Here is a 16,692-nt window from a genome sequence, read left to right as displayed (position 1 = left end):
CCGTTCCGTCGGGGGCGCCCAGGAGCGGCGCCATCACCAGGAAGACACCGGAGAACGGCGATCATGACGCGAAGGCGCGAAATGCACTGAGACGTGGCGCGCCACCGGCGGTCAGGAGCGGAAGACGGCCAGGTTCTCGTTCTCCACGATGGCGAGGGTGCGGACGAGGCGGGTGTAGCGCTCGACGAGCTCGCCCTCCCCCGCGCCCTGTCCCAGCAGGGCCGAGATGCTCTCGGCAGGGAAGAGGGAGACGATCTCCATCGCGACGGCCCGCGCGTGCTCGGAGGAGAGAGTGCGTGCGTACTCCAGAGCGCGGGTCAGCTGCGGCCTCTCCTCCCCCTCCGGACTCGCCGACGGTGCCGTCGTGGCGGCATGCCCGAGGACCGCCACGAAGACGCGAGCGATCTCGTCGACCCGGAGTGCGCGGACCAGGGTCAGCAGACGCGAGGAGACGCGGGAGACGCCGCGCGCGAGGAGCTCTCCGCTGAGGGCGCGCACCTCGATCACGTCGCCGCCGCCGAACTCGCCGGAGACGCGCTTGATGCCCGAGGCGAACAGACTCGAGCCGGCTCCGATGCTCCGCTCGGCCTCGAGGTTGATCTCGACGCGGCCGCGGCCGGTGGCCACTCCGGAGATCCAGCGCTGCTCCACGGGCGGATGCGCGTGCACGGCGCGGACGAGGGTGCCCGGGCCCGGCCCTCCCAGGGCGCCCAGGATGACCTCGGGGGTGCGCGCCCCGGCGATCCTGGTCGAGACGCCGTTGTGCGCGGCGAGCTCGGCGGCCCGCAGCTTGGAGCGGATGCCCCCTCGGCCGGTACCGCCCTTCTGCACGCCGATGCGGCGCAGCTCCGAGATGCCCAGCTCCTCGAGGTGCACGCCCTCGGCGATGCTGCCGGCGAAGACGCCGGGGACGTCGGTGAGCAGCAGCAGCAGGTCCGCGCCGAGGAGCATCGCCAATCCGCCGGCGACGCCGTCGTTGTCCGAGCCGGCGGAGTCGATCGTGTCGTTGCCGTTGACCACGGGCACGACTCCGGCGTCGAGGGCGTGGCGGATCGCCTCGGCGACGTGTGCCATCTGCCGGGGAGAGGCGAGGTCGGACTCGCCGATGAGGATCTGCGCGACCAGGGCGCCCGAGAGCTCGGCCACCGAGCGGTAGAAGCCCATCAGGACGGTCTGGCCCACCGCTGCCGCCAGGCGGGCGCTGATCGGCTCCTCCTGCGAGCGGGCGAAGAGCGCCCGGCCCGAGGAGACGGCGCCGGAGGAGACCAGCACGACGTCCCAGCCCAGCGCGCGGGCGGCGAAGGCGCTCTCGAGCGCGCTGGCCAGGAGAACGGGATCCGGACCCGACTGCTTGGTGACCGAGCTGGACCCCATCTTGACCACGAGGGTCCTTCGGCGCGGCGCGGCCGGGGCGGTGGCGTCGGAGTCGGCGGGGTCGGGCAGGGCGTCGGACATGGCTCCCATGGTAGAGGCGCGGCAGGAGGCCCTTCCTCGCCGAGACCCGGTGGAGAACGCCCCCGGACGGGGATGTCGGAGGCGGATGCGAGACTGCCCGGGACGTCTGGAACCTCCTCCTCAGTGCGCTTCGCCGGGCGGTCGCGGAAGGGTCCGAGCGGCTCGCCGGTGGATGTCGGTGGCGATTGACATACTCGAACACATGTTCGAACATGGGCAGATGAGCCCCCCTTCACCCCTCGTCTCCGCGGAGACGGCCGAGGCCGCAGAGCCCCTTCTGCGGCAGCTCGCGTCGGTGAAGGAGCTGCAGTCCCGCATCCGGGACATGCAGGCGACCACTCTCGAGACCAGGAGCCTCGCCACCCTGCCGGCCTTCTCCTCCGTGCTCCCGGGCGGCTCGCTCAAGCAGGGTGCCGCCTACTCGGTGGAGGGCTCGATGAGTCTGGCGATGGGGCTGCTCGCCGGCCCGTCCGCCGAGGGCTCGTGGTGCGGCGTGGTGGGCGTCCCGGAGTTCGGGGCCGAGGCCGCGGCAGGCATGGGAATCGACCTCGAGCGCCTGGTGCTCGTGCCCGCACCGGCCGAGCACTGGCTCACCGTCACCGCCGCTCTGGTCGATGTGCTGACCGTCGTGCTCACCCGTCCGCCCGCCTCCGTCTCCTCGGCCGACGTCTCGCGTCTGGGAGCACGACTGCGCCAGCGGGGTGCCGCGCTCGTGGTCCTCGGCGAGTGGCCCCAGGCCGAGGCGCGGCTCAGCATCCGCAGCAGCCGCTGGGAGGGGCTCGGCGACGGCCACGGCTACCTGCGCTCCCGGGAGGCGATGGTCGATGTGGTCGGCCGGGCCGGCACCCGGGTGCGCACGGTGCGGATGAGCATGCCCGGCGTCGAGAGCGCCTTCGGCTCCCGGGTCGAGCACGGCCGCCTGCACGAGCGGGCGGTCTGAGATGGCGAGCGCGCCCGAGCTGCGGCGGACCATCCTCGTCTGGTGCCCCGACTGGCCCCTCCTCGCGGCCGCCGCCGACGCCGGCCTCGGCGCCGAGCACCCCCTGGCCCTCACGGAGAAGAGCCTGGTCTTCGCCTCCTCCCCCGCTGCTCGGGCGGAGGGGGTCCGGCGGGGCATGCGCGTGCGAGAGGCGCAGTCCCGTTGCACGGGTCTCGCCGTCCTCCCGTACGACCCGGTGCTCGACCACCGGGCGTTCGAGCCGCTCATCCAGGCGCTCGAGGAGATCACCCCGGGCGTCCAGCTGATCCGGCCCGGTCTGTGCGCGATCCGCGCCCGCGGTCCGCGCCGCTACTACGGGAGCGAGCAGAGCGCGGCCGAGGCGATCCTGCAGCGGCTGGCCGAGCTGGGTCTCCCCGACGCCCGCATCGGGATCGCCGACGGGCTCTTCGCCTCCGAGCTCGCCGCGAAGCACTCCGGCCGCCCCGTCGCCGTCGTGCCCCCAGGAGCAGCGGCAGGCTTCCTCGCCCCGCTCCCGCTCGACGCCCTCGAGACCGAGTCCGTCGCTGCCCCTGCCCGTGCTCCCCGCCGGGGGGACGACCTGGTGGCGCTCCTGCGCAGACTCGGCGTCCGCACCCTCGGCGCCTTCGCCGCCCTCCCTCGCGAGGACGTCGCCGCCCGGTTCGGACCGGAGGGCGCCCACGCGCACCTCCTCGCCGCCGGTGCGGAGTCGGAGACGGTGGTGCCCCGGCTCCCGCCGGAGCGTCTCGACCGGGCGATGGAGTTCGAGCCCCCTCTGGACCGCATCGACCAGGCCGCCTTCGCCTTCCGCGTCCCCGCGGAGGAGTTCGTCGCCGGGCTCACCCGCGCACAGCTGGTCGCGACCGCTATCCGCATCGAGGTCGTCAGCGAGCGCGGTGAGGTCTCCTCCAGGAGCTGGCTGCACCCGAGATGGTTCACCCCGGGCGACGTGCTCGACCGGGTCCGCTGGCAGCTGCAGGGCAGCGGGGAGATCGACACCGGTCTCGGAGCTCCGATCTCGCGGCTGTGCGTCGAGCCCGAGGCGGTCGACGCGATCGGCAACCATGAGCAGGGTCTCTGGGGCACCGCTCCGGAGGAGCGCGTCCACCACGGGCTGAGCCGCGTGCAGAGCATGCTCGGGCACGAGGCCGTGATGACCGCGTCGATCGGAGGGGGTCGATCCCTCCGCGACCGCCAGCACCTGATCCCCTGGGGCGACCGGGAGCCGGGCGACGCACGGCCGAGGACCCTGCCCTGGCCCGGCTCCCTGCCGCCGCCCCTTCCGCCGACGGTCTTCGCGGAGCCCGCGGCCGTGCTGGTCCGCGGACCGAGGGGCGAACCCGTCGCGGTCGACGAGCGCGGCGCCCTCAGCTCCGTGCCCGCCTACTTCACCCCCGGGACCTCTCAGGCACGCCTGGAGCCCCTCGCCGGATGGGCGGGTCCCTGGCCGATCGACGAGCGCTGGTGGGATCCGAGCACCGCCGTCCGCTACGACCGCTTCCAGGTGGTCGACGCCGCCGGTGTCGCCTGGCTGCTGCTCTGCCTCGACGGGGTCTGGGCCGCAGAGGCCCGCTACGACTGAACCGGAGCATCCCTCCACCACCGCGAACGAGCACCGAAGGAGCCCCGATGGGCTGGAACAACCCGCCGATCCCCTGGTCGGAGTTCGAGCGCCGCCTCTCCAGCGGCAAGCGCGCCGACGGCACGGTCGTCCGGGGCGACGGCGGCGACAGTCCGGCCTGGTCGCACAAGCGACCCGCCTACGTGGCCGGGGACGACGTCCGGCCGCCGGCTCATCCGGTGCCCTACGCCGAGCTGCACGCCCACTCCCACTTCAGCTTCCTCGACGGGGCGAGCAAGCCGGAGCAGCTGGTCGAGGAGGCGGTCCGGCTCGGCATCGACACTCTCGCGCTCACCGACCACGACGGGCTCTACGGCATCGTGAGGATGGCCGAGGCCGCGCAGGGGCACGCCGTCCGCACGGCCTTCGGAGCCGAGCTCTCGATCGGGCTCACCTCGCCTCAGAACGGGGTCGCCGATCCGGAGGGGACCCACCTGCTCGTCCTCGCGCGCCGCGAGGAGGGCTACCACCGCCTCGCCCGCGCGATCACCACTGCTCAGCTCGCCGGAGCCGAGAAGGGCAAGCCGAGCTACGACCTCGAGGAGCTCGCGCGCGCCGCCGACGGCCACTGGATCGTGCTGACGGGCTGCCGCAAGGGAGCGGTCCGTCAAGCGCTCGCCGCCGCAGGAGTGGCCGCGGCCGAGCAGGAGGTCCGCGAGCTCGTCCGGCTCTTCGGTCCCGCCAACGTCCTCGTGGAGCTGTACGACCACGGGGATCCCCTCGCCTCGCGCGCCAACGACCAGCTGGCGGCGATCGCCGAGAAGCTCCGGCTGCGGACGGTCGCCACCGGGAACGTGCACTACGCCCGGCCGGAGGAGCGCCCCCTCCAGACGGCCCTCGCCGCGGTCAGAGCACGCCGGAGCCTCGACGAGATGGACGGCTGGCTCCCCGCCGCAGGCGGCGCCCACCTGCGCTCCGGCGCCGAGATGGCCGAGCGCTTCGGCCGCTACCCCGGCTCCGTGGAGAACACGGTGCGCGTCGCCGACGAGATCGCCTTCGAGCTCGGCCGAGTCCGGCCCCGGCTGCCGCGCCAGGAGGTCCCCGAGGGGCACACCTCGATGAGCTGGCTGCGCGAGCTCGTGCGCGAGGCCGTGCCGGCCAAGTACCCCCGCGCCGACGCCGACGTCCTCGCGCGCCTCGAGAAGGAGCTCGCGGTGATAGAGCAGAAGGACTTCCCGGGCTACTTCCTGATCGTCCACGACATCGTCCACTACGCCAAGCGGAACGGCATCCTCTGCCAGGGACGCGGCTCGGCCGCCAACTCGGCGGTCTGCTACGTCCTGGGCATCACAGCGGTCGACTCGATCTTCTACGACCTGCCGTTCGAGCGGTTCCTCTCCAGCATCCGCGACGAGGAGCCCGACATCGACGTCGACTTCGACTCGGAGCGGCGCGAGGAGGTGATCCAGTACGTCTACCGGAAGTACGGACGTCTGAACGCGGCCCAGGTCGCCAACGTCATCACCTACCGGCCCAAGTTCGCCGTGCGCGACATGGCCAAGGCCCTCGGATACAGCGCCGGGCAGCAGGACGGCTGGTCGAAGCAGGTCGAGCGGTGGGGGTCCGTCACCGAGAGCACCGACCACGACATCCCCGAGGACGTGGTCGCCCTGACCACCCGGGTGCTGGGCACGCCCCGGCACCTGGGCATCCACTCCGGCGGCATGGTGCTGACCGACCGGCCCGTGGGCGAGGTCTGCCCGATCGAGCCCGCCCGGATGGAGGACCGCACCGTCCTGCAGTGGGACAAGGACGACTGCGCCTGGATGGGCCTGGTCAAGTTCGACCTCCTCGGGCTCGGGATGCTCGCCGCCCTGCAGTACACGTTCGACCTCGTCGCCGAGCACGTCGGCGAGAAGTGGGACCTCTCCACCCTCCCTCGGGAGGAGAAGGGCGTCTACGACCAGCTCTGCCGCGCCGATTCGATCGGGGTGTTCCAGGTCGAGAGCCGGGCGCAGATGGGCACCCTCCCCCGGCTGCAGCCGCGCCGCTTCTACGATCTGGTGATCGAGGTAGCGCTCATCCGCCCCGGCCCCATCCAGGGCGGTGCGGTCCATCCCTACATCCGCCGCAAGCTCGGTGAGGAGCCGGTGACGTACCAGCACCCCCTCCTCGTGACGCCGCTCAAGCGCACCCTCGGCGTGCCGCTCTTCCAGGAGCAGCTCATGCAGGTGGCCGTGGCCGTCGGCGACTGCAACGCGGAGGACGCCGACCTGCTGCGCCGGGCGATGGGGTCCAAGCGCGGGACCGAGAAGATCGAGACCCTCCGCGAGCGGCTCTACCAGGGGATGGCCCGCAACGGCATCACGGGCGAGGTCGCGGACGACATCTACCTCCGGATCCAGGCCTTCGCGAACTTCGGCTTCGCCGAGAGCCATGCGATCAGCTTCGCCCTGCTGGTCTACGCGAGCGCCTGGCTCCGCCTGCACTACCCCGCCGCGTTCACCGCCGCGCTGCTGAGGGCGCAGCCCATGGGCTTCTACGCCCCGCACACCCTGGTCGCCGATGCCCGGCGTCACGGAGTGGAGGTCGTCTCGCCCGACGTCAACCGCTCCCTGGCGCCTCCCGGGCTCGAGGCGAAGGAGGATGCCCCCGCACGCCGGAGGAGCGGCGCCGCCTACGGGAGCGACGACTGCCTCCGCGCCGATCAGCCGCCCACGGGACTGTTCGACCGCACCGAGCACTTCCACACGGACGACCACAGGCGCGACAGCGGCTTCGTGATCCGGCTCGGGCTGGCAGGGGTGAAGGGCATCGGCACCGCGCTCGCCGAGCACATCGTCGCCGAGCGCGAACGCGGCGGACCCTATGCGAGCATGGCCGACCTCTCGCGTCGGGTCGGCACGACCGCGGCTCAGCTCGAGGCCCTCGGCGCCGCGGGCGCCTTCGACTCGCTCGGTCTGCAGCGTCGGCAGGCGCTCTGGGAGGCCGGCACCGCCGCAGGCGACCGCGAGGAGTTCCTCGCCGGCTCCACGGTCGTCGTGCAGCCCCCGCTCCTGCCGATGCTCTCCCCTCAGGAGCGCGTGGTCTTCGACTTCTGGGCCACCGGCATCTCGCCCGACGACCATCCGCTGCGCCACCTCCGCGAGGGGCTCGCTCGCCGCGGCGCCCGCTCCTCGGCCGATCTCCCCGGCATCCCCTCGGGGACCCGGATCGAGGTCGGTGGGGTCGTGATCCACCGCCAACGTCCCTCCACAGCCGGTGGAGTGACCTTCCTCAACCTCGAGGACGAGCACGGGATCCTCAACGTGATCTGCTCCGTCGGAGTATGGAACCGCTACCGCCGCGTGGCCCGCGAGGCACCCGCCCTGCTGGTCAGGGGGATCCTCGAGCGCTCCGACGAGGGGGTGACGAACCTCCTCGCCGACAGGTTCGAGACCCTCACGGTCGGCGCTCGCACCACCTCCCGCAACTTCCGATGACCCCTCAGCGGCACCGCCCGCTCGCCCACGAGAAAGCGACACCATGACCACTCTCGACCACGCCGCTCCCGCTCCGCACCTCGATGCGCCGCTCCTGAACGACCGCGAGCTGCGCGAGCGCGTCTCCTCGCTGATCGGACCGGCCTACCGCCGGGCCCTGTGGCCGATCTTCCTCGACCGCGACGGCGTGCAGCTGCCGATCCTCTACCCGGTGGACGGGCTCCCCGTGCACCCCGACGAGGAGAAGACCGAGCGGATCGTCGCCACCCTCGCCAAGGCCGTCGCGCACCAGGACGTGGGCTCGCTCGCCTTCGCCCTGGAACGTCCCGGGCGCGCCTTCCTCGGCGAGACCGACCGGGTCCTCGCCCGTCACCTGGCGGCGGCGTGCCACAAGCGGGCCATCCCCCTCCGCGCGCTCCTGCTCGTCCACGACGAGGGAGTGCGAGTCGTGACCGCGACGGAGTACGCCGCGGTCACGCTCTGAGCGCTCGGGCCCGAGGCGGCCGTTCAGGACAGCGGCGGCCGGCCACCTGAACAGCCGGCCGCCACTGACCTCAGGCGCTCAGGCGCTCAGGAGCTCAGCGTCACCAGCAGCGAGGAACCGCCGAGATCCACCTCGGTGTCCCCGGGCTGCACCGCGTACTCCCCGACGCCGAGCAGCGTCTCCGCCACCTCCGGCAGGGCGATGCGGGCGGCGGACTCGCCGACGTTGATCGCGACGGTCACCCGACCGCGGCCGAGAGTCAGCCAGCGGGCCTCCTCGTCGAACTCCACGCAGAGCGACCCGAAGCGCGGGTCCGTCAGCTCGGGGTAGCGGCGGCGGATCGCCGCCAGCTCGCGGTACACCTCGAGGGTGCGGGCGTGACGCCCCTCCCCGACCTCGGACCAGTCGAGCCGCGAGCGCAGGAACATCTCCGGGTCCTGCGGGTCGGGCACGACCTCCGGGTCCCAGCCCATCTTCGCGAACTCCTCGATGCGGCCCTTCGCCGTCGCCTCGCCCAGATCCTTCTCCGGGTGCGAGGTGAAGAACTGCCACGGGGTCGACGCCGCCCACTCCTCGCCCATGAACAGCATGGGAGTGAAAGGGCCCAGCAGCGTCAGAGCAGCGGCGATCGCGAGACGGCCCTCGTCGAGGGACGCCGTCAGACGGTCGCCGACCGCCCGGTTGCCGATCTGGTCGTGGTTCTGGCTGCAGACCACCAGGCGCCAGGTCGGCATGTGCTCGGTGTCCACCGGACGGCCGTGGTGACGGCCGCGGAACGTCGAGAGGGTGCCGTCGTGGAAGAAGCCCCGGGTCAGCACCTTCGCGAGGGCGCCGAGCGGCGCGAAGTCCTCGTAGTAGCCCGTGGTCTCCCCGGTCAGCGCGACGTGGACCGCGTGGTGGAAGTCGTCGCTCCACTGCGCGTCGAGCCCGTAGCCGTGCGCCTCCCGCGGAGTGATCAGCGTCGGGTCGTTGAGGTCGGACTCGGCGATCAGCGTCAGAGGGCGCCCGACGTGGGCCGACAGCACGGCCACCTCGCTCGCCATCTCCTCGAGCACGTGCACGGCCCGCTCGTCCGAGAGGGCGTGCACCGCGTCCAGGCGCAGGGCGTCGACGTGGTAGTCGCGCAGCCACATCAGAGCGTTGTCGATGATGTACCCGCGGACGGTGTCCGAACCCTCGCCGTCCAGGTTGATCGAGCTGCCCCAGGTGTTGGCCTTCTCGTTCTTGAGGTACGGGCCGAACTCCGGCAGGTAGTTGCCGCTCGGGCCGAGGTGGTTGTAGACGACGTCCTGGACCACGCCGAGGCCGGCACGGTGGGCGGCGTCCACGAAGCGCTGGTACGCCTCGGGTCCGCCGTACGGCTCGTGCACGGCGTACCAGAGGACGCCGTCGTAGCCCCAGTTGTGCGTTCCGTTCACCGCGTTGACCGGCAGCAGCTCGATGAAGTCCACGCCGATCGAGCGCAGGTGCTCGAAGCGCTCCGCCGCCGCGTCCAGGGTGCCCTCGGGTGTGAACGTGCCGAGGTGCAGCTCGTAGATGACGGCGCCGGCGAGCTCGCGCCCGGTCCAGGCGGAGTCGCCCCACTCGTGCGCCGAGGGGTCGAACGTGCGCGAGAGCTCGTGCACGCCCTTCGGCTGGCGGCGCGAGCGGGGATCCGGCAGCGGACCGCTGCCGTCCACCCGGTACCCGTAGTCGACCTCGCCGGTGGCCGGGGCCGACGCGGGCGCCCGCCACCATCCGTCGTCTCCGTGGCGGGTCATCGTCAGCGACGAGTCGTCACCGAGAAGGAGCTCGACCGTCGAGGCCTCGGGGGCCCAGACGTCGAACCGCTCGGGCCCGGTCGTCGGGAGTGCGTAGCGGTAGGGAGTCGTGCTGATCACTGCTGTCTCCAGGAGGGGTCGTATCGGTCTGCGGTGCGGTGGCGGAACCGGTCAGGAGACCGGGGCGAGCAGTGCCACGGGGTAGTCGGCGAGGATCTCGGCGACCGGAGTCACTCCTCCCGCGAAGGTGCGGCCGGTGAGGACGTCCTCCATCGGGTGCCCGGGCAGGACCACGACCGTGCCGTTCCACCCGCCCGAAGCGGCGAGGCCCTCGGGGAGCCGGGTCGCGACGGTCAGCGCGCCGCCGCGGTCGAAGGCGATCGCGTGCTCGGCGGCGGGCCCGATCGCGGGGACGGCGGCGTAGCGGGTGAACAGCTCGGGGCGGTCGCGGCGGAGCCGGAGGGCGCGCGAGGTGACGAGGAGCTTCGCGGCTCCCTCGGCGTCGATCGCGGGCTTCCAGCCGCCGTCGATCCGCTCCAGCAGCGCTCGACGCTGCCCGAAGTCGACCTCGCGGCGGTTGTCCGGGTCGACGAGGGAGGTCTCCCAGAGCTCGCTGCCCTGGTAGACGTCCGGGATGCCCGGGGCGGTGATCTGCACGAGCTTCGCGGCGAGGCCGTTCGACCAGCCGGCGGCCGACACTCGCTCGACGGTCTGCTCGACCAGCCGGCGGACGGCGGGCTCGTCGAACGCCGCGTCGATCGCCGCGTGCATCCGCTTCTCGAACTGCTCGTCAGGAGCGGTCCAGTGCGTCGAGTCGTCGGCCTCGCGCGACGCCTTCTCGGCGTAGGCGTGCAGGCGCTCGCGGCTCGCGGGCCAGGTCCCCACGACGGCCTCCCAGAGCAGGTGCTCGATCGGGCCGTCGCCGAAGCCGACGAGGGCGTGGAGCTCGCGGAGCGTCGCCGCCCACGCCTCCGGGTCCTCGGCCAGTGCGGTGATGCGGGCACGGGTGTCCTCGCCGCGCTTCGTGTCGTGGGTCGAGAGCGTGGTGAGCGAGGCGGGGAACGAGGCCTGGCGCACGGCCTGGCGGCGGTGGAACTCGACCAGGTCGATCGCGAACTCGTCCGGGTCCGCTCCGACCTCGTTCAGCGAGGTGAGGCGGCTGAAGCGGTAGAACGCCGTGTCCTCGACGCCCTTCGCCATCACCATGCCGGAGGTCTGCTGGAAGCGCACGGACACCGGCGTGCCGGTCTCGCCGAGCGCCGCGGCGACCTCGTCGATGGTCGCGCGGATCTCGGGACGGCGGCGCACGGCGTCGACGCGGGCGTGCTCGAGGTGCTCCGCTCCGTAGGGGAGGTAGCTGCGGTAGACCGGGTAGGTCGCCAGGAGCTCCGCCAGCGCGTCGTCCGCTCCCTCGATGCCGGGGATCAGGCGGGCCAGCCGCAGGACCTCGGAGCGGAGGATGCCGTCGGCGATGCCGCGCTTGGTGTCGTGGATGAGGTCGGCCCACTGCAGCGGGGCGCCCTTCCCCGTGAGCTCGGCGTCGAGGCCCTCCAGCACGGGGCGGGCGTCGGGGTCGACCAGGATGCGGTCGACGTCGGCCAGGGCGTCGTAGCCCGTGGTGCCGACGGTCGCCCAGTGCGGCGGGAGCTCCTCGTCGCCCTCGAGGATCTTCTCGACCCAGACCGGGGCGCCGCCGATCGCGCGGGCCAGGTCGTCGAGGTATCCGCCCGGGTCGGCCAGGCCGTCCGGGTGGTCGACGCGCAGGCCGTCAGCGAGCCCCTCGGTGAACCAGCGGACGATCTCGGCGTGCGAGGCGTCGAACACCTCGGGCCGCTCGACCGTGATGGCGGCGAGGGTGTTCACCGCGAAGAAGCGGCGGTAGTTCAGCTCGGCGTCGGCGCGGCGCCAGTTCACGAGCTCGTAGCTCTGGCGCTCGTGCACCGTGCGGCCGGAGTCGCCGGGCTCAGCGGTGCCGGGCGCGATCGGCAGGCGGTTCTCGTAGTAGTGCAGCTCGTCGCCGACGACCTCGAGCGCGTCGAGCTCGCTGTCGCTGTCTCCCTCGCTCGCACCGTCGCCGAGGATCGGCACGCGCAGCTTCCCGCCCCCCGCCTCCCAGTCGATGTCGAAGGCGGTGGCGTAGCGGGAGGACTTCCCGTTCCTCAGCAGGTCCCACCACCACGAGTTCTCGCTCGGGGTCGCCGCGCCCATGTGGTTGGGGACGATGTCGATGAGGACGCCGAGGCCCTCCGCCCGCGCCGCGGCCGAGGCGGTCGCCAGGCCGGCCGCGCCACCGCGGTCGGGATCGACCTCGGTGTGGTCCACCACGTCGTAGCCGTGGTCCGAGCCGGGCTCGGCCTTCAGCAGCGGCGAGAAGTACAGCCAGTCCGCTCCGAGCGCGCGCACGTAGTCGGCGACGCGGGCGGCGTCGTCGAGGTCGAACGCCGACCGGATCTGGAGGCGGTAGGTGGAGGCGGGCAGACGCACGTCAGGCTCCTGTCGAGGGTGCGGTCGCGGAGTCGGTCGACTCGGCGTGGGGGCTGGTGGGTCCCGTCGAGGAGACGATCGGGATGGCCGAGGTGGCCGCCAGGGACGCGAGCGAGGCGGCGACCGAGTGGTCGACCTCGGGCTCGGGGGTGCTGTGCTCCTGGAGGATGACGAGCGACTTCGCCTGGACGGTGAGCATCGCCCCCGCCGGACGCGGGATCGAGTCCGCCTCGGCGCCGGCGGTGTCGACGAGGACGCTCCACTCGAGCGCGTACTCGTCGCTCGGGATCGCGAACTCGACGTCGACGTCGTCGGCGTTGAAGTACAGGAGGAAGCTGTCGTCGGTGACGGGGCGCCCGCGCTGGTCGCGCTCGCGGATCCCGTTGCCGTTGAGGTAGATGCCCACCGATCGGCCGAGACCGGAGTCCCAGTCGGACGGGGACATCTCGGTGCCGGCGGCGGTGAACCAGACGATGTCGGGCAGGGGCTCGCCGTCGCCGCGCAGGACGGGGCGGCCGTCGAAGAAGCGCATGCGGCGGAAGGTCGGGTGCTCGGCGCGCAGGCGGATGAGCGCCGCGGTGAACTCGAGCAGCGGCCGGTCGGCGTGCGCCCAGTCGATCCAGGTCAGCTCGCTGTCCTGGGCGTAGGTGTTGTTGTTGCCGTTCTGGGTCCGGCCCAGCTCGTCGCCGTGGAGGATCATCGGAACGCCCTGGGAGATCAGCATCGTCGCGAGGAAGTTCCGCTGCTGGCGCGCCCGGAGCGCGAGCACCCGCGGGTCGTCCGTGGGCCCCTCCACGCCGTGGTTCCAGGAGCGGTTGTGCGACTCGCCGTCGTTGCCGTCCTCGCCGTTGGCGTCGTTGTGCTTCTCGTTGTACGAGACCAGGTCCCGGAGGGTGAAGCCGTCGTGCGCCGTGACGAAGTTGATCGAGGCGACCGGGTAGCGGCCCGAGTGCGCGTAGAGGTCGGCCGACCCGGTGAGGCGCGAGGCGAACTCCCCCAGCGTCGACGGCTCGCCGCGCCAGAAGTCGCGGACCGTGTCGCGGTACTTGCCGTTCCACTCGGTCCACTGGGGCGGGAAGTTGCCCACCTGGTAGCCGCCGGGCCCGACGTCCCACGGCTCGGCGATCAGCTTCACCTGCGAGACCACCGGGTCCTGCTGGACGAGCTCGAAGAAGGTGGAGAGCCGGTCGACGTCGTAGAACTCGCGTGCCAGCGCCGAGGCGAGATCGAAGCGGAAGCCGTCGACGCGCATCTCCGTCACCCAGTAGCGCAGCGAGTCCATGATGAGCTGGAGCGAGTGCGGGTGGCGCACGTTCAGGGTGTTCCCGGTGCCGGTGTAGTCCATGTAGTAGCGCTTGTCGTCGTCGACGAGGCGGTAGTAGGCCTCGTTGTCGATGCCGCGGAACGACAGGGTGGGGCCGAGGTGGTTGCCCTCCGCCGTGTGGTTGTAGACCACGTCGAGGATGACCTCGATGCCGGCAGCGTGGAGCGCCTTCACCATGCTCTTGAACTCCTGGACCTGCTGGCCCTGGTCGCCCGTGGAGGAGTAGGTGTTCTGCGGAGCGAAGAAGCCGATCGTGTTGTAGCCCCAGTAGTTCGAGAGGCCCTTGTCCATCAGCGTCGAGTCGTTCACGAACTGGTGCACGGGCATGAGCTCGATCGCCGAGACGCCCAGGTGCTTGAGGTGGTCGATCACCGCGGGGTGGGCGACTCCGGCGTAGGTGCCGCGGAGCTCCTCCGGCACGTCGGGGTGCGTCTTGGTGAGCCCCTTCACGTGCGCCTCGTAGATCACGGTGCTGTCGTAGGAGGTGCGCGGGCGGCGGTCACCGGCCCAGTCGAAGAAGGGGTTGATGACGACGCCCATCATCATGTGCGGCGCCGAGTCCTCGTCGTTCGTCGAGCCCGGGTCGCCGAAGGTGTACGAGAAGAGGGACTGGTCCCAGTCGATCTCCCCCGAGATCGCCTTCGCGTAGGGGTCCAGCAGCAGCTTGTTCGGGTTGCAGCGGTGGCCGGCATCGGGGTCGTACGGTCCGTGGATGCGGAAGCCGTAGCGCTGGCCCGGCTGGACCTGCGGGAGGTAGCAGTGCCAGACGTAAGCGTCCGACTCCTGGATCTCGACACGCGTCTCGGTGCCGTCCTCCTCGAAGAGGCACAGCTCGACGCGCTCGGCGATCTCGCTGAACAGGGCGAAGTTCGTGCCGCTTCCGTCGAACGTCGCGCCCAACGGGTAGGCGGTTCCGGGCCAGGTCTCCACGAGACTCCTCAGGGGATTGTTCTCGGGCAGTCCGGGAGACGCCGATGTGCGGTCTGCGGATGCCCGACGTCGGGGGTGATGGTCCGTCACTTCCGCGACGGACCGACTGCTCAGCTTAGCGAGCGTGTCTCGAGCATTCCCCTGACGGTCAGCGCTCATCGCGCGGTCCTCCTCCGGTGGTCACGACCGGCGGCCGGAACCGCCGTCCGGTTCGTCCTGCGGGCGCGTGAGCGGGCAGGTCGTTCCGGTGGGTCACGCTCGAACAGTACGGTCGCGCCCGGTCCGCCGGGGAGGGCTGGCGCCGCGCCGGGTGCATCGGCTAGAACGCGCCGGAGGGACTGTCCGGCGCACGAAGAGGGGCCGGCCCGCTGGGCAGGAGCAGCGATCGGCTCCGTCGTCGAGAATGCGGCGCCACGTACCGGGGCGCCGCACCGCGATCAGTGCGAGCCGAGCCTGCGCCGCAGGAGGTCGATCCGCGCCTGCAGCTGGGTCACGCTCGCCTGCGCCACCGCGGGTCCGCCGCAGAGCCGGCGCAGCTCGGTGTGCACCTGGCCGTGCGACTCGCCCGTCCCCCGTGCCCACAGGCCGACCAGGGAGTTGAGCAGACTGCGCTGCTCCTTGAGCGTGCGGTAGAGCGGCGCCGGGATCTCGCTCGCCGGCTCGGCCGGGGCCGCCGCCCCCGCGCGGCTGCCGGCGCGCTTGGCCTGCCGCTGCTGCCGGTGCTGGAGCAGCTCCCGCACCTGGTCGGGCTCGAGGAGCCCCGGCAGGCCGATGAAGTCGAGCTCCTCCTCGCTCTCGACCTCGACCTCCATCCCGAACTCGGCGCCCTCGTAGACGACGCGGTCGAAGGTGGCGGCCGAGCCGATCGACTCGAAGCGGCCCTCCTCCAGGAGATCGGAGGACGCCTTGTCGCTGCGCTCGGCGTCGGCCATCAGGTCGGCTTCGGGGTACTCCTCGTCGTCGGAGGTCCTGCGGTCGAGGGCGTGATCGCGCTGCAGCTCCATCGAGCCCGCCAGCGCGAGCAGGCCGGGCACGTTCGGGAGGAACACCGAGGCGGTCTCGCCGCGGCGCCGCGCGCGCACGAAGCGGCCGATCGCCTGGGCGAAGAACAGAGGAGTCGACGCCGATGTCGCGTACACGCCGACGGCGAGCCTCGGCACGTCGACGCCCTCGGAGACCATGCGGACCGCGACCATCCAGCGACCGGTGTCCTTCGCGAACTCCTCGATCCGGTCGCTCGCCTCCTTCTCGTCGGAGAGCACGACGGTGACGGTCTCGCCGCTGATCTCGCGGAGCATGGCGGCGTAGGCGCGCGCGGTGTAGTGGTCGGTCGCGATGACCAGGCCGCCGGCGTCGGGCACGGCGCGCCGCACCTCGGTGAGGCGGGTGTTGGCGGCGCGGAGGACCGAGGGGATCCAGTCGCCCTTCGGGTCCAGCGCGGTCCGCCAGGCCTGCGAGGTGATGTCCTTGGTGTTGCCCTCGCCGAGCCGCGCCTCCATCTCGTCGCCGGCCTTCGACTTCCAGCGCATCTGCCCGGCGTAGACCATGAACAGCACCGGCCGGACGACGCCGTCCGCGAGCGCGCGGCCGTAGCCGTAGGCGTAGTCGGTGAGCGAGGTGCGGATGCCCTCCTCGTCCGGCAGGTAGCTGACGAACGGGATCGCCGCCGTGTCCGAGCGGAACGGCGTCCCGGTCAGCGAGAGCCGGCGGACCGCGGGCTCGAAGGCCTCGCGCACCGCGTCGCCCCAGCTGAGGGCGTCGCCGGCGTGGTGCACCTCGTCGAGGATGACGAGGGTGCGTCCGGACAGGGTGAGCTCGCGGTGGAGCTCGGCGCGGACGGCGACCTGCGCGTAGGTGACGGCGACGCCGTGGTAGTGGCGGGCGTGGCGGCCCATGCGGTTGGTGAAGGTCGGGTCCAGCCGGATGCCGACGCGGTGCGCGGCCTCGGCCCACTGGCGCTTGAGGTGCTCCGTCGGTGCGACCACGGTGATCCGGTCGACCGTGCGGTTGTGCAGCAGCTCGGCGGCCAGACGCAGCGCGAAGGTGGTCTTGCCCGCGCCCGGGGTCGCGGCGGCCAGGAAGTCGCGCGGCTCGTGCTGGAAGTAGGCCTCGAGCGCCTCCGCCTGCCAGGCGCGGAGCTTGTTCGCGGTACCCCACGGCGCCCTGCCCGGGAACGACGGGGACAGGTGCTCAGCGGCGGAGGTGCCGACCTGATGACCGAAGCTCGAGGGACTGTTCACGTGGACCGAATCTA

Annotated in this window: 9 protein-coding genes; 4 read left to right on the top strand and 5 right to left on the bottom strand. The window is 72.2% G+C overall.

The genetic code is table 11. The features are described 5' to 3' along the window. Positions 1 to 111: 111 nt before the first annotated feature. Positions 112 to 1,455 (bottom strand): glutamate 5-kinase, encoded by a 1,344-nt coding sequence (gene proB / locus C5C44_RS07745; RefSeq protein WP_160034332.1) that lies wholly within the window; start codon positions 1,453 to 1,455, stop codon positions 112 to 114. 220 nt (positions 1,456 to 1,675) lie between these two features. Between proB and C5C44_RS07740 the strand changes: the two genes are divergently transcribed. From C5C44_RS07740 to C5C44_RS07725, 4 genes are read left to right on the top strand one after another with little or no spacing between them, the layout of a single operon-like run. Further along, a complete protein-coding gene (locus tag C5C44_RS07740) occupies positions 1,676 to 2,395 on the top strand; it encodes a hypothetical protein (protein WP_104225270.1) in 720 nt (239 codons plus the stop codon). Between the two features lies 1 nt (position 2,396). Continuing rightward, entirely contained in the window at positions 2,397 to 3,995 is a 1,599-nt protein-coding gene (locus C5C44_RS07735; protein WP_104335634.1) for a DNA polymerase Y family protein, read from the top strand. Positions 3,996 to 4,042: 47 nt separating this feature from the next. Beyond that, positions 4,043 to 7,456 (top strand): error-prone DNA polymerase, encoded by a 3,414-nt coding sequence (locus C5C44_RS07730; RefSeq protein ID WP_104335633.1) that lies wholly within the window; start codon positions 4,043 to 4,045, stop codon positions 7,454 to 7,456. A gap of 43 nt (positions 7,457 to 7,499) precedes the next feature. Further along, positions 7,500 to 7,940 carry a hypothetical protein gene (locus tag C5C44_RS07725; RefSeq protein ID WP_104221992.1) on the top strand — a complete coding sequence of 147 codons (441 nt, stop codon included), beginning with the start codon at positions 7,500 to 7,502 and terminating at the stop codon, positions 7,938 to 7,940. 86 nt (positions 7,941 to 8,026) lie between these two features. On the opposite strand, the gene treZ is transcribed toward C5C44_RS07725, so the two are convergent. The 4 genes from treZ to C5C44_RS07705 form a co-directional block, all read right to left on the bottom strand. Further along, a complete protein-coding gene (gene treZ / locus C5C44_RS07720) occupies positions 8,027 to 9,820 on the bottom strand; it encodes a malto-oligosyltrehalose trehalohydrolase (RefSeq protein ID WP_258066689.1) in 1,794 nt (597 codons plus the stop codon). Positions 9,821 to 9,871: 51 nt separating this feature from the next. Next, positions 9,872 to 12,184: a malto-oligosyltrehalose synthase gene (treY, locus tag C5C44_RS07715; protein ID WP_104335632.1), complete on the bottom strand. Its 2,313-nt coding sequence runs from the start codon at positions 12,182 to 12,184 to the stop codon at positions 9,872 to 9,874. Position 12,185: 1 nt separating this feature from the next. Continuing rightward, the gene (glgX, locus tag C5C44_RS07710; RefSeq protein WP_104225274.1) at positions 12,186 to 14,438 is read right to left on the bottom strand and encodes a glycogen debranching protein GlgX; all 2,253 of its coding nucleotides are present in this window, start codon (positions 14,436 to 14,438) and stop codon (positions 12,186 to 12,188) included. Between the two features lie 437 nt (positions 14,439 to 14,875). Further along, a complete protein-coding gene (locus C5C44_RS07705; RefSeq protein WP_104221986.1) occupies positions 14,876 to 16,678 on the bottom strand; it encodes a DEAD/DEAH box helicase in 1,803 nt (600 codons plus the stop codon). Positions 16,679 to 16,692: the final 14 nt, after the last annotated feature.

It is taken from the genome of Rathayibacter sp. AY1F6 (genome assembly GCF_002932035.1).
Lineage (GTDB): Bacteria > Actinomycetota > Actinomycetes > Actinomycetales > Microbacteriaceae > Rathayibacter.
Note: the sequence above shows the minus strand (reverse complement) of the source record. Positions and strands in the feature narration are given on the sequence as shown.